General features: G+C 55.3%; 22 protein-coding genes and 1 pseudogene. 13 read left to right on the top strand and 10 right to left on the bottom strand.

What is annotated here, in order from left to right; all coding sequences use genetic code 11:
* Positions 1-24: 24 nt before the first annotated feature.
* On the top strand, positions 25-687 hold the full coding sequence (locus HDF14_RS13260; RefSeq protein WP_183977378.1) for a response regulator transcription factor: 663 nt from the start codon (positions 25-27) through the stop codon (positions 685-687).
* 98 nt (positions 688-785) lie between these two features.
* On the opposite strand, the gene HDF14_RS13265 is transcribed toward HDF14_RS13260, so the two are convergent.
* Positions 786-1022 carry a hypothetical protein gene (locus tag HDF14_RS13265; protein WP_183977380.1) on the bottom strand — a complete coding sequence of 79 codons (237 nt, stop codon included), beginning with the start codon at positions 1020-1022 and terminating at the stop codon, positions 786-788.
* A gap of 156 nt (positions 1023-1178) precedes the next feature.
* Positions 1179-1379: a response regulator gene (locus HDF14_RS13270; protein WP_183977505.1), complete on the bottom strand. Its 201-nt coding sequence runs from the start codon at positions 1377-1379 to the stop codon at positions 1179-1181.
* A gap of 250 nt (positions 1380-1629) precedes the next feature.
* On the opposite strand from HDF14_RS13270, the gene HDF14_RS26620 reads away from it, so the two are divergent.
* Both HDF14_RS26620 and HDF14_RS26625 read left to right on the top strand, forming a co-directional pair.
* Positions 1630-2145, top strand: coding sequence for a histidine kinase dimerization/phospho-acceptor domain-containing protein (locus HDF14_RS26620; protein WP_260698229.1), 516 nt, complete (start codon positions 1630-1632; stop codon positions 2143-2145).
* A gap of 149 nt (positions 2146-2294) precedes the next feature.
* Positions 2295-2600, top strand: coding sequence for a sensor histidine kinase (locus HDF14_RS26625; RefSeq protein ID WP_260698230.1), 306 nt, complete (start codon positions 2295-2297; stop codon positions 2598-2600).
* Between the two features lie 36 nt (positions 2601-2636).
* Here HDF14_RS26625 and HDF14_RS13280 read toward each other — a convergent pair whose 3' ends face one another.
* The 3 genes and pseudogenes from HDF14_RS13280 to HDF14_RS13285 form a co-directional block, all read right to left on the bottom strand.
* Complete coding sequence (locus HDF14_RS13280) at positions 2637-3134, bottom strand: MgtC/SapB family protein (protein WP_183977382.1); 498 nt, start codon at positions 3132-3134, stop codon at positions 2637-2639.
* Between the two features lie 101 nt (positions 3135-3235).
* Positions 3236-3406: a 5-deoxy-glucuronate isomerase gene (locus HDF14_RS27560; protein ID WP_406707215.1), complete on the bottom strand. Its 171-nt coding sequence runs from the start codon at positions 3404-3406 to the stop codon at positions 3236-3238.
* Positions 3407-3456: 50 nt separating this feature from the next.
* Positions 3457-3894, bottom strand: a pseudogene (locus HDF14_RS13285) (5-deoxy-glucuronate isomerase); the annotation flags it as partial.
* Between the two features lie 225 nt (positions 3895-4119).
* Here HDF14_RS13285 and HDF14_RS13290 point away from each other — a divergent pair.
* The 4 genes from HDF14_RS13290 to HDF14_RS13305 all read left to right on the top strand — a co-directional run bounded on the left by HDF14_RS13290 (position 4120) and on the right by HDF14_RS13305 (position 5830).
* Positions 4120-4992, top strand: coding sequence for an inositol oxygenase family protein (locus HDF14_RS13290; protein WP_183977384.1), 873 nt, complete (start codon positions 4120-4122; stop codon positions 4990-4992).
* Between the two features lie 48 nt (positions 4993-5040).
* On the top strand, positions 5041-5226 hold the full coding sequence (locus tag HDF14_RS13295; protein ID WP_183977386.1) for a hypothetical protein: 186 nt from the start codon (positions 5041-5043) through the stop codon (positions 5224-5226).
* A 201-nt stretch (positions 5227-5427) separates the two neighbouring features.
* Positions 5428-5577 (top strand): hypothetical protein, encoded by a 150-nt coding sequence (locus HDF14_RS13300; protein WP_183977388.1) that lies wholly within the window; start codon positions 5428-5430, stop codon positions 5575-5577.
* Positions 5570-5830: a hypothetical protein gene (locus HDF14_RS13305; protein ID WP_183977390.1), complete on the top strand. Its 261-nt coding sequence runs from the start codon at positions 5570-5572 to the stop codon at positions 5828-5830. Before HDF14_RS13300 ends, HDF14_RS13305 begins: the two co-directional genes overlap by 8 nt.
* 230 nt (positions 5831-6060) lie before the next feature.
* Here HDF14_RS13305 and HDF14_RS13310 read toward each other — a convergent pair whose 3' ends face one another.
* Positions 6061-6279 (bottom strand): helix-turn-helix domain-containing protein, encoded by a 219-nt coding sequence (locus HDF14_RS13310; protein ID WP_183977392.1) that lies wholly within the window; start codon positions 6277-6279, stop codon positions 6061-6063.
* 2103 nt (positions 6280-8382) lie between these two features.
* On the opposite strand from HDF14_RS13310, the gene HDF14_RS13315 reads away from it, so the two are divergent.
* Together HDF14_RS13315 and HDF14_RS13320 are read left to right on the top strand one after the other, a co-directional pair.
* Positions 8383-9465, top strand: a complete 1083-nt coding sequence (locus tag HDF14_RS13315) for a sigma-54 interaction domain-containing protein (RefSeq protein WP_183977393.1) — start codon at positions 8383-8385, stop codon at positions 9463-9465.
* A gap of 212 nt (positions 9466-9677) precedes the next feature.
* Positions 9678-9884: a hypothetical protein gene (locus HDF14_RS13320; RefSeq protein ID WP_183977395.1), complete on the top strand. Its 207-nt coding sequence runs from the start codon at positions 9678-9680 to the stop codon at positions 9882-9884.
* Positions 9885-10054: 170 nt separating this feature from the next.
* On the opposite strand, the gene HDF14_RS13325 is transcribed toward HDF14_RS13320, so the two are convergent.
* The 4 genes from HDF14_RS13325 to HDF14_RS13340 are packed head-to-tail and all read right to left on the bottom strand — an operon-like array spanning position 10055 to position 15367.
* A complete protein-coding gene (locus tag HDF14_RS13325; RefSeq protein WP_183977397.1) occupies positions 10055-10282 on the bottom strand; it encodes a hypothetical protein in 228 nt (75 codons plus the stop codon).
* On the bottom strand, positions 10282-12204 hold the full coding sequence (locus HDF14_RS13330; protein WP_183977405.1) for a PqqD family peptide modification chaperone: 1923 nt from the start codon (positions 12202-12204) through the stop codon (positions 10282-10284). The genes HDF14_RS13325 and HDF14_RS13330 overlap by 1 nt, the downstream gene beginning before the upstream one ends.
* Positions 12201-13088 carry an efflux RND transporter periplasmic adaptor subunit gene (locus HDF14_RS13335; RefSeq protein WP_183977407.1) on the bottom strand — a complete coding sequence of 296 codons (888 nt, stop codon included), beginning with the start codon at positions 13086-13088 and terminating at the stop codon, positions 12201-12203. Before HDF14_RS13335 ends, HDF14_RS13330 begins: the two co-directional genes overlap by 4 nt.
* Positions 13070-15367 carry an efflux RND transporter periplasmic adaptor subunit gene (locus tag HDF14_RS13340; RefSeq protein ID WP_183977409.1) on the bottom strand — a complete coding sequence of 766 codons (2298 nt, stop codon included), beginning with the start codon at positions 15365-15367 and terminating at the stop codon, positions 13070-13072. Before HDF14_RS13340 ends, HDF14_RS13335 begins: the two co-directional genes overlap by 19 nt.
* A 151-nt stretch (positions 15368-15518) precedes the next feature.
* Here HDF14_RS13340 and HDF14_RS13345 point away from each other — a divergent pair, with 151 nt between their 5' ends.
* The 4 genes from HDF14_RS13345 to HDF14_RS13360 all read left to right on the top strand — a co-directional run.
* Positions 15519-15740 carry a hypothetical protein gene (locus HDF14_RS13345; protein ID WP_183977411.1) on the top strand — a complete coding sequence of 74 codons (222 nt, stop codon included), beginning with the start codon at positions 15519-15521 and terminating at the stop codon, positions 15738-15740.
* 402 nt (positions 15741-16142) lie between these two features.
* Positions 16143-16391 carry a helix-turn-helix transcriptional regulator gene (locus HDF14_RS13350; RefSeq protein ID WP_221304673.1) on the top strand — a complete coding sequence of 83 codons (249 nt, stop codon included), beginning with the start codon at positions 16143-16145 and terminating at the stop codon, positions 16389-16391.
* 44 nt (positions 16392-16435) lie between these two features.
* Entirely contained in the window at positions 16436-17413 is a 978-nt protein-coding gene (locus HDF14_RS13355; RefSeq protein ID WP_183977414.1) for a hypothetical protein, read from the top strand.
* A 23-nt stretch (positions 17414-17436) separates the two neighbouring features.
* On the top strand, positions 17437-17717 hold a 281-nt coding region (locus tag HDF14_RS13360; protein ID WP_183977416.1), incomplete at its 3' end, for a hypothetical protein.

Consider the following 17717-nt stretch of genomic DNA (forward strand, 5'->3'; position numbering starts at 1 on the left):
TGTTTCAAGGCGCGCAAGCGGATCATGGTTCTGCCCGGTCGAGGTGGTGATTCCCCAGTCATCACTGAAGCCCTAGGCAACGGAACCTTTGACCTTGGATTCGTCTCGGACCCGCCACAATTAGCGAAATCGCTACTGGAATTCAAGCCAGCACTGCTTCTACTGGAGATTGATTCTTGGAGACAGCAGACGAGAGCTTTGCTATGTAAACTCGCGGACTTGAAGAACACTCAACCATTTCGAAGGGTCATTCTGTCGGAGGCTGCGACCGTAGACGATAGGGTCAGTGCCCTTGAGCTTGGTGCTGACGACTTCCTAGCCAAGCCTATCTCGCCCCGAGAACTTCTGGCCCGTCTTCAGGCGGTTCTTCGTGCAGACACAAGCTTCGCAGTCGAAGAGGACATTAGATCTTTCGGGTCACTTTCTCTTTATGGAGGGCTCATGGAAGTCTCCGTCGGTAATGATCGAAAGAAACTTAGCCTCACCGAGTTCAACTTGCTCTCGTACTTCATGGACTACCCGGGGCAGGTTCTGAGTCGTGATCGACTACTCGAAAACGTCTGGATTCCTTGGGAGATCGAGGATCGTCGGGTTGTGGACGTATACGTGCTACGTCTCCGCCAAAAGATCGAAGAGAGTGCGTTGCATCCAAGCAGACTTATCACTAGACGTGGAGAAGGATATTGACTGGTAGATCCCTTCTGTAAAACGTAGAGCCGGATGTTTAGCCTCGATCCAAGTCGTATGTTTCGATCCTCAAAGTTCTGCCGCCTTTCGTTAGAGAACTATATCCGGGCTATGACGTGCGAGAGCGAACAAGGGATAGCCTGCCCATTGGACAGATGAACTGGCTGAGTCGTCTTTGCTGAGATCGCATCGCCGACGTGAACATGCTTTGAATCAATGCCTCGATCAAAGCTGATTGGGAGGGTTGTTCTGGGCGACAATAGAGTTGTTGGGGCCTGCGCCACAGCGAGCTGTGCCGAAAACGCGACGACTACTGTAAACAAGATTGGCTTCATCTTCACTCCGCATGCCGGTGGTACCGGCGACAGACAGAGTGGACCATGGAAGCCCCTTACGCCCGACTTACATTTTCCTCACATCACAACCCATCCCCTTGCCCTCACGGCAATCGTAAGAAATCATCAGTATGGAGACTGCTGTGCAAGAGAAGCCTAAACTCGGCCGAAATCCTGATCGTCGAAGACGACCGGAAGACGGCGGACTCTCTCGTAGTGGGTTTGGAGCGCGGAGGGTTTACCCAGATAGTCATCAGCTCCGGCGTTCAAACCTGTAACGCGATCATCAATAGAGTTATGTGAGGTCAGAATCAGAACACGAAGCGTAAGAGAGTTAGCGCAAATCTGCGCAAGGATCGTCGATTTTTCTGCGGAGGCGCTTCATCTGAACATCGATTACGTTATCGATGGGGGTGAATCGTGATACTTCCTTCCAGACATCTGAATCCTACCCCGCGGATTGTGTGCAGGAGCTTGACCGGAAAAGGTATGCTGGCCAAATCGCGACAAACCAGATGGCCAGCCGGGTACGAATATTCGCGGGGCGAGTGAATGTCACTGTTCCGGCTCCCGAAGAATGCTTTTTCTAATCAGACTTGGCTACAGTATGGCGCCACTACAAGACCGCATGCTGCGGTTCTTCTTCCTCCTTTTAGTAGCGGCACCTATCGGGTTGATCTTGGCCGGTTTCGCGGGCTACCGAATCGCGAAAAGAGCGCTGTTGCCCCTTGATCTGATGGCCGCCCGAGCCGAGTCGATTACGGCAAGTAATCTGAATGATCGAATCGTAGTTGAACACCCACATGACGAGTTGGGCCATATGGCAAAGGTGCTCAACCATCTTCTGGAACGTCTGGAGCAGGCTTTCGTTCAGCTACAGCGATTTACTGCCGATGCGGCGCACGAGCTCCGCACTCCCCTATCGTCTCTCCGTGCCACAGGAGAGGTCGCTTTACAAGAAAGCCGCAATGAGTCTGGTTATCGAGAGTCAATTGGCAGCATGCTTGAGGAAACAACCCGTCTCAATCAAACGATCGACGGACTTCTTTTGCTGGCACGCGCCTTTTGCTGGCACGCGCCGAGACGACACGGTCCGACGGTACGAACACGTCGTTCTCTCTGATTGAACTTATTGATGAAATTCTTGCCCTCTTAAAGGTACTACTCGAGAGCGGCACATTACTGTACGGCACGACCGTGATGACAGTGGGGCCACGCTTCTGTTTGCAGATCGCAGTCTGGTCCGTGTGGCGCTTTTGAACGTGCTGCATAATGCAGTCAAGTTTTTCTCCCGATCAGTCAACGATTCATATTGGTTTTTCGCGCCATGACACCGATGGCCGCGTCTTTCAAAGGGTCTGTGTTCACGATAGCGGACCCGGAGTTGCAACTGGAGAAGTTACTCAGGTCTTTGAGCGATTCTTTACGAGCAACTCGCCTAACACTTCAAAGTACAGTGGATCTGGGCGCGGGCTTTCGATCGCAAAGTTGATCGTCGACCGTAACGGCGGTCAGATTTTCTTTGATATGTCAGTTGAGCACGGGGCCAAATGCTGTGTCGATCTTCCGTTGCTCTGAAGACTTCGTGAATTTCTAGATGCAGGTGGGTTCCTCTTACGCTAGTCGTGGGTAATGTCGTTGTCTTGCTCCGTGGAGACGGGTGATCCTGGGAGGAGTCGTATGAGCTTGGAAGAGAAAAGCTATCACAAAATAGGCCGCAGTGACCGCAGCTGCGAGGAGGAGAAGACCCGCGCCACAGGCCATGCCCACCCCGGTGACGAGCCAGATGGTAGCGGCGGTGGTGAGGCCGTTGACTCGATCTTCTCTTACGAAGATCAGCCCAGCTCCGATGAAGCCGATGCCTGTGACGATCTGGGCTGCGACACGAGAGGGGTCGAGGACGACCACACCAGGAGTAAGTACGTCCGTGAGGCCATACTTGGAGACAAGCAGAAAGAGAGCTGCGGTGGTGCCGACAACAGTGTAAGTTCGGAGTCCAGCACTCTTGCGGCGAACTTCGCGCTCGAGTCCGATCAATGCAGAAAGTAAGAAGGCAGTACCGAGTTCAATGAATTGCTTAAGTCCTTGCCCCGCTGTGCCGAAGATCACCATGATCACATCCTAGCCCCGGACCGGAAAGTAAGCGAAGGGGGCCAGAACTTACATTTACCACTGACAACTCACACGAAACAGGGGTCACATTTCACAACACCTCACTGACGATCCACGACTTCGCGGTGTGCCGCCATGATCCATACAAAATTCAAGCACGACCCTGGCATCGAGACATTGGGATGGTAGCCAGCAGGCAACAGTATCGCGTCACCTTCGCGAACAACCTCAATCTGTGCTGGGCTGATCTCATCTGTATAAACAAGTTGCATCCGAATGCTGGTGATGGCATATCAACATATACATAAATTTCTTCAAGCATTGCGGCGTGTTCGTGTGGTGGCCAGCTAGTCCAGTTACCGGGCAGAGACCGCGTAATACCGACGATGAGCCTGCCAGCCTGAATATTGCTGCCCAACAAGATACTGATTTCGCGGCGTGCGCCGTCGATCCCGACAACGAAATGAAGCTTTTCATCGCCCTCCACATTTTCAGCTGCAACAAACTGCAGGGGGTAGAGGCCGTCCACCGGCGCAGAACATTCCAGCAAATCGACCGTCTGTTCCGTGTGGATGGACATCAGCAATCCCTTAGGGACATACAAAGCATCGTTTCGCTTCATTGTGAAAGAATCACCATCCACAGATACGACACATGTACCCCGTAGGCAGATCAGTCCGGTTTCTTGGCCATCATTCGAGAAACAAATCTTCGAATCGGATTTATCGAGCAGTACGCGGCCATAGCTCACCAGCTTCATTGTCCATCGGAGGGTTGAACAAAAATTCTGCGCCCCCGTTCATTTGCAGTCCCGGTGTTCAACCGCTTTGTCATTGCATTTCACCTTTCCGACCGACAACCGCCAGGAATCGATACCTCTCCCGGCTGCAGAGGCAGCTCGTTGCAAAAATATCTTGCCAGACAATCTCTATTTTGGCTATAGTTAGCGGTAACTTTGTAGGCAGATCGCCAAGAGGAGCGCCATATGAGCTCAACACCGCAAATCTCCGAGCTTCACAAAAACCCATTATCCCCCGATATGGATGAATGGGAGGAGTTCCTTGAAGGACGATATAAGGAAGGTAAATCTGAAACAGAGTTTCGCCAATATGACGCAGAAGCCGATCCCGGTGTCGCCGAATTCTACCGCCTAAACCACACCTATCAAACTCACGCTTACGCGTTGGATAAAGAACATCAATACTTCTCGCTTACGCGTGGCGAAAAGAGCATTTGGGAAGCAGCCGAATTCCTAAACACATTGGTCGATGACAGCGACCCCGACACCGATTTGACGCAACTCGAACATCTGCTCCAAACCTCAGAGGCGATTCGGAGAGATGGCCATCCGCGCTGGATGGTGGCAACAGGATTCGTGCATGATCTCGGCAAATGTCTTTGCCTCTACGGCGAACCCCAGTGGGGAGTGGTCGGGGATACCTTCCCAACAGGCTGCGCTTATTCTGACGCAGTCGTTTTTCCAGAATATTTCCAAGCCAACCCCGACTCTCAAAACCCGCATTACCAGAAAAAATTGGGCATCTACGAAGAAAACTGTGGCTTGGACAAAGTGACGATGTCCTTCGGACACGATGGCTACATCTATCAGGTCATGAAAAATTACCTGCCCTTGGAGAGCGTGTACATGCTGCGGTATCACTCGTTCTATGCTTGGCATCGGCACAGCGCCTACGACTATCTGTGCAACGAGCAAGACCGCGCGATGTTGCCCTGGGTTCTGAAGTTCAACCCATATGATCTCTATTCCAAGGGGCATATCAAGCCGGACTTCAAGCAACTCAAGCCTTATTACGATGACTTATTTGCGGAATTCTTTCCGGATAAAATTGCTTGGTAAATGGCGGTCTAAGGCGAGAAGCCCCGTGATGATGTCCAAGTCAACGGCATGCTTTCCTTTGGCGAAAACACCGCCGACAATGGAATTCTGACTCTCACTTACCTCGCCGATGTCGATGACTCCAAGAAACTGAGTCTCGGCATTTCCGCGCCTTTACTCGAAGCTATCGTGAATGCCTCCCTGAACATTCCCGCACTCACTCGCTCCCCCACTTCCGCGCTACTGGAGCCCTGATCTTGTGTCTAAGATTCATTGTCCATGTTTCTGAAGGTGAGATAAGGCGTCTAATGATATCCGTGGTCAACGCAATCAATCATGTGACGCTGGCGGTTCAGGACTTGGATTCAGTGCCTATGGCAGACCCGAGCCGAGTTTATTGATCAACAGAAGGAAGCAACCATAAAGGCTGCCGGGTCTTAACAGGAAGCCCAGCACTTGTCACAGGAGGACAGAGACAAGTATCTGGATATGCGGTATGGCATGGTCAACTTCGAAGATATATCGCAACTGATTGACGAAGCGGTCGCCGACGCGGAAGTGCAGCACAAGGACGCTCAGCCCGTGAAGTCTCTGCATTATGCGTAGGAAGAAACAGGAACGCCGCATGGTGTTCAGCGCACTGAAATTTCTGTTTCTCTATACGCTGATAGTGAGCTTTTTTGAACTTCGACGCTCCACAGTACGACCACGAGTTGTATTCAGAACCATCGTGCTGCTTGGATTTCTCTTAGCGGGAATGTTTGGTTACTTCCTGCGATATCTAAGAGCGGCAGAACACATCGAAGAGATGAAGAGGTATGTAGCGCAGGAGTATCCCATAAAAGGCTCTATGAAGTGAGGCGTTCAACGATGAAACCAGCATGGACCTGTACACGCTCTACGATAGGACAGTTAGCCGGGAAAAGTCTCGGCACGCGAGATAGTGGTCTTTACAATTTCCGGATACGACGATTTTCACCTTGGAGTTGGGAACAACTGAGAGGGCCGAAGCCAACGCACCAAACCCCCTAAAACATTACGCGGAGAAAGCAGCTTCCCAAATTGTCCCTAAGAGGAATCGAGTTCCGATCACCATTTATGGATGCATCCATAACGACGACCTTCTGTTTTTATCTCATCGACGCCGACATATAGTTCGCCTCCGTCAGCATTGGCAAAAGCAGCCATCGTTTGCGTTAGCTTCGCTGGTTGAATATCCTTAGACTTTAGGTCCGCGAAATGCCCCTCAGTCGTGTTAAGGATTTTCAGCACCTGTAAATCGGTGATTGGACGGATGTCGATTGGCATTGCAACCATTCTAGAGCAGCAAGTTACGAGAGCAATACCTTGGCCAACAGAACGGCTATGCCTCTGGATGATCTAATTTTGCGAGTCTATTGAGATACTGAAGATCGCCGGCGAGCATGGAACGCCTCGGCAGTTTCTGTGTATTCCCGGCGCTCGTATCTTCCGCACATAGATCTACCCCTAGCCAATTCTCTTCCATAGACCATTACAACTTGCGGGCTGATTTTCGCCTTTGTTTCGCCTATGCTGTGGACATGGGAGAGATGAAACGAGCAATCGCGTATGAGGAGAAGCAAGGTCAGTTGAGGGACCGGTTCGCTTCTACGCTCATAATAGCCGCCTCCATAATCGCCGCTGTCCGTTTGGCTCGGGACGAGAACATAGGGGAGTCCTCCCCACGTCTCAAATCCGTCATCTTAGACTGTGTTCCCTGGCACGAATGATCTTGAACGTTATTGTGAGGTAACTATGCCACCCGTTTATAAACTCGTCGCCGCCCCCACCTGCTACCGGCGGGTGATTTCCAAGGGCACCTTGAAACAGTGACATTCATTGCCGCGACTGAGAACGAGACCCATAAATGGTGGGCTGTGAATGTCGGACCTTTGAGAATGACTTTACGAAGATCGTGCCCCCGGAACTTGCAGCAATCATCGTAGCGCGGCTACGGCGGGGTGAGATAGTCGAATTTCCGAATCAATACGAATTATCGCAAGTGAAGGGAAATTTGGTGGCTGCTTCTTGGATTGAACGGCCAATCCTCGTTGTCGGCCGTTTTTGGTGTCACAAATGCGGGAAGTGCGGTGACTCTCTGGTGACGAAGTGACTGCCAAATGGCCGAAAGTTCGTGCAAACCAGTGCAGGGTGAAAATTGGCCCATAACCGCGTCTCACATGATGATTTATACGTTTGCACCAATCGAGGCAAATCTTGCAAATACACCGATACCCGCTTTCACGGCGATAACACCAAGACTTTGCACAGATTCATCACGTTTTGTAGACGCGCTTGGCAAACACATTCCCAAGTGCCCGGGATTCTCTCCAGCCGGCTGACTTGGAGAAATCCACCCGCACAGGCCAGAGGCTTCGACCAACAATCTCTCTTGAGATTGAAATCAGCGAAAGGAAACTCAATTTTGTGCGGATTTTCGCTAGTTTCTGCGGCAGCCAATCGCTCCTCCGAGACCACGCAGGCAAAATTGCGGTGGATGCAGTCTTAGGCGAACCGCGCTCCGACCGAATTCCCGTTAACAGGGAAAAATACAGGGAGTTTCGAGGATTTGTCCTGAAGTTATTAGCCCACGGCGGCTCGCGTTCCCTTGAATAAGAGCGATTTACCCCTTATCGAAACTTTATGGTCGGTGCACAAAACAGGGAATTAATTCCTCGGTATCAGGGAATTTAAATCGGTAATTTGGGAGGGTTGAGGTGATCTCCAGCACTGACTTCGTTCTTCCCACCTCTTCATTTATGGACATCGATGATCGCTTGTATCGATAACCCGCCGCTGATCTATTTGTTTCGCTTAACGGTCTTACTCCTAGCCTTGTGCGAAGCAAATTAATAACTGACGAGAAGACAACTTGTCGGTACGCATTGGCGATTTAACACTGATTGGCAAGATCGTTGCGCTAATTAGCCCGTTATCGTTGAAGAGTCACCGTCGTATCGGGTTCGAAATAGCGAACCTACGAAACGAGCATCCAAACTCCCCAATTTTGAATGCTCTCGTATAATTCGCCTAATCCTTTCTATCGAGGCGCCCTTGCTATCGAGTGCACGTGCACTAGAGCCCACAGACGGGCTGAAATTGCTGTTTGCCACTAACGATGACGGCGCGCTACCCGAAATAGGATAGGAGCTGGCCCCGGCCTTCTTCGTCCGTTTCGCGGCAGACTCCGAGGCCCTCTTCCAGAGCCTCGCCGAACACAAACCCGAGATCCTGGTCATCGACCTCGACACGATCGTCTCGCCCGGTGCAGATGTCTTTGCCTACATCGAATCTATCCGTGCAGCTGCGCCCCACATCTATCTCACCGCCATCTCGCGCACGCACCTCAAGAATGCCCGCGCGCGTACAAAGAAGGCTGGGGCCGACGAGATGCTACAAGCTCCAATCGGTTTTCCCGAACTTCGCGACCATCTCCTCGAAGCCGCGCAACAACACCACAAACGCCTCGAAGCCATGCAACTCCGTGGTGAACTCGCGCAACGCAACTCACTTTGCGACATGATCGGCGGCAGCGAGTCCATGCAGCGCCTGTACCAGACCATTCGCCGTGTCGCCGCCAGCAACAGCACGGTTCTTCTCCGCGGAGAGAGTGGCACCGGCAAGGAACTCGCCGCACGCGCGATCGTCGATCTCAGCCCACGCCGCGACCAGCCCTTCATCAGCGTCAACTGTGCAGCTCTCCCCGAAACCCTGATAGAGTCCGAGCTCTTCGGCCATGAAAAAGGCGCCTTCACGGGAGCTCACTCCACCCATCCCGGGCAGATTGAACTCGCCGACAACGGGACTCTCTTCCTCGACGAGATCGGGTCGCTCCCGCTCGTCCTCCAAAGCAAGCTGCTGCGCGTGCTCCAGGAGAAGATGGTTCAGCGCATCGGAGCCAAGACTCCGCGCAAGATAAATTTTCGACTGCTCGCCGCCACCAACGACAACCTTGAGCAGATGGTCCGCCAGGGTCAGTTCCGCGAAGACCTCTTCTATCGCATCTGTGTCATTCCGGTCGCGCTTCCTCCACTGCGCGAGCGTGAAGGCGACATCCCGCTGCTGCTGGACCACTACCTCAACAGGTACTGCATCGCGGGAAACCTGCCGCTCAAACATTTCTCGCCGGAAGCCCTCCAGGTGCTCGAATCCAGCGCGTGGCCGGGCAATGTACGCGAGCTGGAGAATCTTGCTCAGCGCCTCGCTCTCATGGTTGACGGCGAGACCATCTCGATGAAGCACCTTCCGGAAAAAGTTCTCTACGAGAGCACCGCGAATTATGACGAGATCCTCGTTCCCCCGGAGGGCCTCGATCTTGAAGACGAGCTGACACGCATCGAGGTCGCCTACCTTCTGGCCGCACTGCGTCGGGCGGGCGGCAAGACTGCTGCCGCAGCGCTTCTGCATATCCCAGTTGAAAAGATGAAGTATCTCTGTCGCAAGCACTCCATCAACGGAGACCAGGTCAAATGATGGGTTCAAGTGGGTCAGGGGTTAAAAATTAACCCCGTGTGGTGAAAATTTACACCCCAGACACATCTTTCGACCTGGGCTGACGCTTGTAAGCTCCAAAAACTCCGTGTTTTCGTATTTCACGACTTTGGCACGCCGCTTGCAATGAGTAAAAGCACAGCTCAGCCTTAGAAAACTCTAGCTGAGCTGAAGACTTTCCAAGGAGAATGACAATGGCTATCCAGAAGAAATCGCTGACTGGCAACCTGAGCCCCGAGAAGAATTCCGCCACCACCACGAAGTCCTCACCCAAGTCGGCTGCCGCCGCTGCCCCGGTCGCCCTGTCGAAGACCGTTGCCAGCCGCTCGATTCTCTCGAAGACGATCGCCAGCCGCGCGGTCCTCTCGAAGAAGGTCGCCAGCCGCCCCGCAATTTTCTAAACGGAAACAACTCCAGAGAATCTAAGGATCGATGGAGATCATCCTGTTCTACGCTGTTCGTCTGTAACTCCGCTTTGGTTCTCTCTGCATCTGCTCCGCACGCGCACTTTCTTCATCATTCCGACGCGCACGAGGGCGGGGGCTTTCGCCTCCGCCCTTTTCTCTGCTCCCTACCAGAGCTTCCGTTCCACAAACTCCCGCATCTCGCGAGCCGCGGCCCCCCCAAGGCTCTGCCGCCGCACCACGATCTTCGCCGTTCCCGTCATTCCGTCACGTAGCGTGCCATCGTTTGCGATCATCGCATCGGCCACAAAGTACGTCAGCGTTCCCACTCCTCGAATCTTTTCATTCGTATCCAGGGCGGCATCCAGAGGCTCAGGCGTTCTCTCTACGCTCATCACTCGCGATCGCAGGACACCGAACCGCCCATCCGCCAGCAGATCCACAGGCTCTCCTCGCGCACGCGCGGCAGCGCATATTCAAGCACAAAGATTCGGGCCCGCATCTGCCCTGTAGCGCCGATCTCCGCAACTATCGTCCCTGCATCCAGGAAGCTTCCCGCCAGGTTCTTGAGACCCGCGTTCATCACCACGCCCGAGATCGGTGCACGCGGACTCAGCCGCTCCGACTCCTCCTCGGCGATCGTCCGTTCTACACCTGCACGCGCGTGTTCAGCAATCACCTCGCCCTGATCGCTATGATCGAGCTGCGCCTCCACGCGCTTCATCCCTGTCAACGCAAACTCGCTGCCGGCCCCCGCGCGCATCGAGCGCACCTCGCGGTTCTCCATCTCGATCAGAGGCGATCCTGCCGTCACCGTCTCTCCTTCACGAGCCATTACCGACACTACGCGCCCGGGGATGGTCGTGCGTACCACGGCGCGCTCTCCCGGCTCCATCACAAATCGCGCCGTCACTGTCTCATGCAACACTGGGGCGAACAGAATGACCAGCGTAGCTAACGCAGCTATCGCTACTCGTGTGCCCGTCCACCAGGCCCGCACTCGATCCTTCTTGTCCAGGTATACGGTCTGCGCAAACTGCATCAGCGTTCGAAGCCGGCCGCGAAACATCACCAGGGCGATGATTCCCGCCGGCACAAATCCCCACTGCGGACTGTACCTGGAGCACACGTTGTAGCTGAATCGCACCACCGTGAACAGCAGCCCATAACTGTAGATCCCCGAGAGCAGCGCGTATGCTACATACCCGGGCCGCCGGCGCCGCGTTACATACTCCATCTCCACCGGCAGACGAAATATCTGGCCGCGCGCCAGTCCTGAAAGGTATGCCGTCGATTTCTCCTTGATATCCGAAAACCCGATGATCTCGGAGAACGCATAGTATCCATCGAGCTTGATCAATGGATTCATGTTCACCACCACTACCGCCGCTCCCGTGAGAAGCATGATCTTGTACGCAAAGTCATGCGCTCCACTTCCGGGCGGCGTTCCCCACCACACAATCGTCGCGATCGCGCAGAAGATCATCTCCACCCATATGCCTGCGATGATCGTCACAAGCCGCTGCCATCGCGAGGCGTACACCCAGGCCTCGCTCACATCGACAAAGAACGCCGGCGTCAGGTAAACGAGGTGAAAGCCCATTCCGTGCACCTCGGCACCGTAATGTTTGCATGTGAGCCCATGCGCCGACTCGTGAAAGAAACCGAGGAACAGAAAGATTAGCCAGAACTGCGCCAGGTCCGACGCGCTCTTCTGCGTGAACGTGTAGAACTGCACCGTATCGAGACGAATCTGCTGCCAGTTCGCAAGCGAAAGCAGCAGCAGGCAGGCAAACAACGTCACGGTCAGCGCTGTGAACCACCCGCTGTACAACCACTTTGTGTACGGATAGATTCGGTTGAAGTATTGGTCCGGATCCCACGCCGAAAATTGCATGTGGGCGATGTCACCCCACTTCGACTTGCGATGCGTATGCTGGTGCCGTCCGCTCTCCAGCTTCTGCCGCAGCGCCACACTGCGCTCGAGCGGCGTCCGGTACCAGAGTTCGGCATCCTCCAGTCCGGCCGCAAACTCGCGTAGATCATCCGCGCCATAGGCCACACCGTACCGCTCAGCATGCAGAGCCGCGATCTCCTCGTAGTTTCGTACCCCATCGAAAAGTTCGATGATTCTCCACTGCGTGGGGTTGAAGCGAAACATCTTGTCTGTGCTGCGGTTCAGCACGACCATCACCGGCTCGCCGTCCTCGACGTTCGCCTTCACCACCGCTGCGGGATCCATCTTTGGAAAACCCGTGCTCACCCGTCGCACCGGCATCTCCGGCAATGCCGCGTTCAGCGCTTCGGCGAGGTTCATCGCGCGCCCGCTATCCTTATCGAGGCTATCGTTCCAGGAATCAACCCGGGGAGACGATCCTTCACCGTTGCCACGACCTCGATCGTTCCGCTTCCGGGATCTACCACCGGACTCAAGTGCGTCACCGAAGCAGGAGTGCTCTCGCCGAAGTCTGCGGTCGCCGATACCGTTACCACGTCTCCGCGCCGCAACAGCCGCGCATCCTTCGCGGGCAGCGTAAATCGCACCTCAAGTGAGGACCGTCCCACAACGCGAAACAGCTTCTCTCCCACCGTCACGTACTGTCCCTGCCGCACATAGCGCTGAGATACCACGCCGCGAAACGGCGCGACGATTTGGGTCTTCTCCAGTTCGAGGTCGATCGACCGCACATTATCCTTCGCGCTCAGCTCATCGCCGCGTTGCCGTTCCACTTCGTACTTGCTCGCCGTCACTTCGTAGACACTGTGGTCGTATGCCTCCTGTGTGCTGATCCCCGCCTTGTGCATGGCCTCTGCCCGGCGCAGGTCGGCTTCTTTCACCTGGAGCTCCGACTCCCAGTTCTTCAGATCGGCATCCACGCTCTCCGCCTTATGCTCGGCCGTCGCGCGATCCGCTTCGAGCTGCCGCGCATCGAGACGCGCCATGACCTGGTTCTTTTCTACCTCTGAGTCCACATCCACCGGCATCGCAACGATCACTCCGGCCCGCAGCGCCACCACATCCAGCTGCTCTTCCACGGTTACCGGACCCGTCACCACAATCGCACGCGGGGCGCTCGCTCTCGGCGCCGAAGCCATCACCGGCCGCACCCTCTCCGCCGGCGCCGCCGCTACCGGAGGAGGGTCCGCTGTGCATCCCGACATCCCAAAGATCACCAAAGCAGCTACAACCAGACGAACCATTCGTGCGGCCGCAGACCCACTTGGACCTTTCCGGTGCCCTGCATTCCCGGCCGCAGCCTTCCATCTTCGTTCGGCAACGCGACCCGTGCAAAGAACAGGTGCTTATCCCCCACTGTTATCCCCGAAGGGCTTACGGTATCCACCCGCCCGCGAAAGGTCGCTGATGGAAACGACTCGAGCTTTACCACCGTCTGCGCTCCCGGCCTTACCAGAGCAACATCCTGCTCCGGCACCGCGACATTCACCACCACACTTTGCGTGCTCATCAGCTCCACCACAGGATCGCCGTTCGAAAGCTTCCTCCCAACGAGGTCCTCCACATGCGGCGTCGCGACCACCCCCGCGATCTCCGACCGCAACATCGTCCGCTCAAGCCTGTCATTCAGCCGCGCTACCTCACCGCGCGCGTACTCGGCCTCCAATTGATGTTGCCCGGCTGCTGTCGCGTCGTTATCGGTCAACGCGCGATTCATCCGCGACATCGCGGTTTCATACTTCGCCTGCGCGCCGGCGAGCGTCGCCCTCTGGCCCCAGTCCGCCATCTGGAATAGCGGCGTTCCTGGCTCCACGTGATCGCCTTCGCGCACAAACGCACGCTGCACCACGCTATCTTCTTCCGCATGCACATACTCCGTCAGCGAGGGACTCACCTGCTCCTGCCCAGACACCCGCATCGGCAGCGGAACCAGCACCAGCGCCAACGCCACCAGCGCCACCGAGCCCAACAGCAGCCCGCGCCGTCGCCGCTCAATCGCCATGAATCGGCGCCGCTTCTCAATCAGGGGTTCCAGGATCCCGATGAAAGGGACCTCTTTGTACAGAGAAGCGTTTCTCAGCGCCAACGTCGCCTGGCTCGAGAGAATTTTGATGATCTCCAGGTGGAGCGCTCCGAGAAATTCCGCGTCCGAGCTCTCAAACGAAAGAATGCCCAGCCGTCCCTCATCGTCCCCCAGCGGCAGCGCATAAAAACTTCTCATCCCCGAGGTCTCGAAGTATCGCCGAAACTTCTCGCGTGTCTCTGGCCTTGTGTCGCTGATTTCGTCGCCCCGCTGCGTGACATACACCTCCGTTCCCACCCCGGCCACCCAGCTCAGCAATCCATTCAGCGCCTGCACCTCCGACGTCGATCCATCCAGCTTCGTCACTCCCGAGATTGCCTGCACCGAAATCCGGCCTTTCTGCTCCAGTGCGATTGCCGCCCGTTCGTACGGAATCACGAGCTGTGGCTGATTCACAATCGCCTCTAGCACACGCGGTAGATTCAGCGTCGAGGTGATCTCCTGCCCCACTCCTACTAGCGTCCGCAGCACTTCGATCTTCCGTTCCGCCTGGAGCAGGGAAGAGTTATGGAGCGCCTGTGCCGCCGATCCAGCCACCTGCGTGAGGGTAAACAGATCATCTTCCCCAAACTCTCGCCCGCCCGCCCGCACAACTTCCAACACACCCGTGAGCGCTTCCGCATGCAGCAGGGGCGCAGCCATCACCGACCGTTCATCTTCCTGCTGCACGAGCACCTCTTCGCCCGTCTCTCCGACTCCACCCACAATTCCTTCGCCGTCAGCGCGACGTTCTCCCAGTGCTGCCCCGTCCTCGCCTACCTGCTCCATTAAGACCAGATCGTTTTGATCCACCATCCACAGATTCACGGCATTCGCCCCGAGCAGGTCCTGTACCTTCGAGCAGATAATCGGAAGGAGCTCACGCATCTCCAGCGTCGCGTTGAAGATCCGCTCAATGTCGTACAGCTGCGTCAACCGCAGTACCGAACCGAGCCCCGCACCGCGTTCTGCCTCATACCGCTGTGCCGCGTCCAGAGCAATGGCCGCGAAGTCCGCCATCTCGGACGCCTCGTCAAGGGCCTCCTCGGTCGCGGCCTCACCAAAGCTGACAATCTCGACGCAGCCCAGCAGGCGATCGTTCAACAGAATCGGAACATAGCTCAACGCACTGAAGCTTTGGCGCACATCGAAATGTGCGAACTCCTCTCGCGCCAGATCTGTCGCTGCAAACTGCAATACTGCACGCTCTTCGGCGACCGCACTCAAGCTGCCGGCCTCCTCGTACGCAATTGCGCCCCGGCTCGCCGTAATCCCACCTACAGCGGCCTTGGCCTGCCACGTCCTCGCCGCCTCGTCCACGGTGTAAACCACCACTGCAGACCCCGGAAACAGCGCTTCGACCTCGGCTGCGAGCACGCGTGCCCGCGAAACACTCTCCAGATGCTTCAGCAGCAAGCCAGAGAGACGAATAAGACGCAATGACACTACCGTATCACTCACTCCAGGAAACTCCATCCGCCTTCGATTCGATTGATGGCTAGAATGGTATCCTGCCTCGGCCTTCCTGTGGAGCTTTCCTTCGTTACAAATATCCGCAGAATTTATATCCGGCGCATCGGCGGGCAGCACGCAGTTTCAGGAGATAGAATCCTTGACCCGATTCGAGATCGACACACTTAAGCACGGAGACGTCGAATCCATCCGCCTTCGCGGCCACCTCGTCCTCGGTCAGCCTATCGACGATCTTCGCCAGAAGATGGACAACCTTGCCAGCCGCGGCGAATTATGGGGATTCTCGCTAGTTTCTGCCGTAGCAAATCGCTACTCCGAAACCTTACGAAGGAGATGGCGGAAGAGGAGGGATTACTACTAACCACCTAACTCTACTGCTATTAGCAAGATAAGGTTTTTCATTCGACAGAGTACCCCCAAAAGGTACCCCTTTTCAAACGCAGGTGCCTTCTCTGCGCATCAAGACGTGACGCCTCGAATAATCTGTAACGTAGACAGACACATATTAAAAATGAGGTCTATAGATTCCTCCGCTCCAGTGGACTCAAGCGCAGAGGCTGTGTTGGCGGTGTGCCTGTCAAGCCCATTATTTTTGCACCAGTTTCGGGTCAATTCACTTAGAAGAAACGGGCAATTTTAGACAGAACGAGAATTATTAGAAGATATGGAACAGCGTTTTTGCTGAAAAACGTACACCCTTACTCGAGCGAAAAATGGGCTGGTCTAGAGTAGCCCAATGACGCACGAAGACGGGGTGTAACCGATGATCGCAGAACAATCGAATTTGAGCTTCTTACGCCTTCCCGCGGTACAAAAGAAAGTCCCATATTCAAAGTCATCGATCTACACGATGGTCGCAGCGGGTCAGTTTCCGGCCCCACATCGTCTAGGTGCTCGCGCCGTTGGCTGGTTGGAGCATGAGGTCGATAGCTGGATCGAAGATCGTGCCACGACGGAGCCAGATATTCCAAAGGCGCCACGTCCACCGCTGCGTACCACGCGAAGTAAATAAAAAAGGGCCGGGCGGTCGAATCCGCTACGGCCCCGGAACCTCACATGGATACCAACAAAGTATCACCGAAACCGCCAAGCACAACAAAAACACCCAGCGCCGAATTTCGGTGGAAGACTCCGAAGTACGCGCGCGTGGAGCCGGGTGTTTACGATGCCACCGTCAAAGCGGTGATCGCTCCAGAGTGGAGTGGGCGATACAAGCGTTGGATCGTCAAAGTAGTTTTCAAACTCCCTGACGGGCAAGAGGTCACTCTTTTCGTGAATATGGGGAGCGACCCTGCTGATCCTTCCATAGCGCCAAACTCCAACTATCAAAAATGGTGGACAGCAGCCAATGGCGCACCTCCGCGTGACGATGAAGAACTGCGTCCTGATGTTTTTATGCGGGGTCAAATCTTCCGCGTCGAAGTTACGGCCGCAGAGGCTTACTCAAAGGTAACCGCCATAGTCGCGGTCAATCCGCATGAGGTTGAGAGTGAGCTTGAGGGTGAGGGTGAGGGTGAGCTTGAGGATGAGGCTGAGCTTGAGGGTGATTTAAATACAAAGACATCAGGCTCAAATTCAGGCTCACTGTCACCCTCACCCTCACCCTCAAGCTCACCTAATAAAGAGAGGGTGCTCTCGCCGCCTGCGGCGAGTGAGCCGAAGGCGATAGTACTTAACAACGTATCGCCTACGGCTCAGTCGGCTAGCGCCGACGACTCACTGACTTTTCATGAGGCTTTAAGTCAGAGCGCATCCAGCTTCCAAGACGAAAACCACTGGGAGCTGAGCGCCTATCTGGAGTTCTGGAATGCAGCCTGCCCGCGATTCAAACGGGCGCAGGTGACGGATCGACGCGTTGCCAAGTTGCAAACGCTCATCGGCGACGGCATGACGACTCAGGGATTCATGGAAGCGGTCCGCAAGGCGGTGTCGTCGGAGTTATGCAAGCGACACCGGCTAACTTTCGAGTGGTTTATCAGCGATCACAATTGGCGCGACGGGCGATTCGTTTGCGCTTACCTCAACAATTGCTAACGATGCCCAAACAGGAGCGAAGAATGCCAAGTGACGACCGCAAGCCATGGCACGCATTGGTTGAAAAGGCGCTCCGCACTGCGCAGAATCGTGGAGTACCTTTCACCATCGAGCAGATGTTGAACGGCGTCGGTCTCTTCTCATGGACGTTGGACCGCGCACAGGCGATCACCTATGCGAACAAGTTGCTTGCCGAGAGCAGCGCAGAGAACCCAGCCATTGAGCGGCTCAACCGCAAGCCGTATCACGGTGCAGTGGAGCAGGCCGTCGAGATGATGATGCATCGCGGCGGCGAATCGATCTC

It is taken from the genome of Tunturiibacter gelidiferens (assembly GCF_014201335.1).
GTDB classification, from domain to species: Bacteria; Acidobacteriota; Terriglobia; order Terriglobales; family Acidobacteriaceae; genus Edaphobacter; species Edaphobacter lichenicola_E.

Excerpts from the sequence above, each read along its gene's own strand:
- HDF14_RS13260 (WP_183977378.1), top strand. The coding sequence starts at position 25 with ATGGTTCTGCCCGGTCGAGGTGGTGATTCCCCAGTCATCACTGAAGCC.
- HDF14_RS13265 (WP_183977380.1), bottom strand. The coding sequence starts at position 1,022 with ATGAAGCCAATCTTGTTTACAGTAGTCGTCGCGTTTTCGGCACAGCTC.
- HDF14_RS26620 (WP_260698229.1), top strand. The coding sequence starts at position 1,630 with ATGGCGCCACTACAAGACCGCATGCTGCGGTTCTTCTTCCTCCTTTTA.
- HDF14_RS26625 (WP_260698230.1), top strand. The coding sequence starts at position 2,295 with ATGCAGTCAAGTTTTTCTCCCGATCAGTCAACGATTCATATTGGTTTT.
- HDF14_RS13280 (WP_183977382.1), bottom strand. The coding sequence starts at position 3,134 with ATGGTGATCTTCGGCACAGCGGGGCAAGGACTTAAGCAATTCATTGAA.
- HDF14_RS27560 (WP_406707215.1), bottom strand. The coding sequence starts at position 3,406 with ATGCAACTTGTTTATACAGATGAGATCAGCCCAGCACAGATTGAGGTT.
- HDF14_RS13290 (WP_183977384.1), top strand. The coding sequence starts at position 4,120 with ATGAGCTCAACACCGCAAATCTCCGAGCTTCACAAAAACCCATTATCC.
- HDF14_RS13295 (WP_183977386.1), top strand. The coding sequence starts at position 5,041 with ATGCTTTCCTTTGGCGAAAACACCGCCGACAATGGAATTCTGACTCTC.
- HDF14_RS13305 (WP_183977390.1), top strand. The coding sequence starts at position 5,570 with ATGCGTAGGAAGAAACAGGAACGCCGCATGGTGTTCAGCGCACTGAAA.
- HDF14_RS13310 (WP_183977392.1), bottom strand. The coding sequence starts at position 6,279 with ATGCCAATCGACATCCGTCCAATCACCGATTTACAGGTGCTGAAAATC.
- HDF14_RS13315 (WP_183977393.1), top strand. The coding sequence starts at position 8,383 with ATGCTACAAGCTCCAATCGGTTTTCCCGAACTTCGCGACCATCTCCTC.
- HDF14_RS13320 (WP_183977395.1), top strand. The coding sequence starts at position 9,678 with ATGGCTATCCAGAAGAAATCGCTGACTGGCAACCTGAGCCCCGAGAAG.
- HDF14_RS13325 (WP_183977397.1), bottom strand. The coding sequence starts at position 10,282 with ATGAGCGTAGAGAGAACGCCTGAGCCTCTGGATGCCGCCCTGGATACG.
- HDF14_RS13330 (WP_183977405.1), bottom strand. The coding sequence starts at position 12,204 with ATGAACCTCGCCGAAGCGCTGAACGCGGCATTGCCGGAGATGCCGGTG.
- HDF14_RS13335 (WP_183977407.1), bottom strand. The coding sequence starts at position 13,088 with ATGGTTCGTCTGGTTGTAGCTGCTTTGGTGATCTTTGGGATGTCGGGA.
- HDF14_RS13350 (WP_221304673.1), top strand. The coding sequence starts at position 16,143 with ATGATCGCAGAACAATCGAATTTGAGCTTCTTACGCCTTCCCGCGGTA.
- HDF14_RS13355 (WP_183977414.1), top strand. The coding sequence starts at position 16,436 with ATGGATACCAACAAAGTATCACCGAAACCGCCAAGCACAACAAAAACA.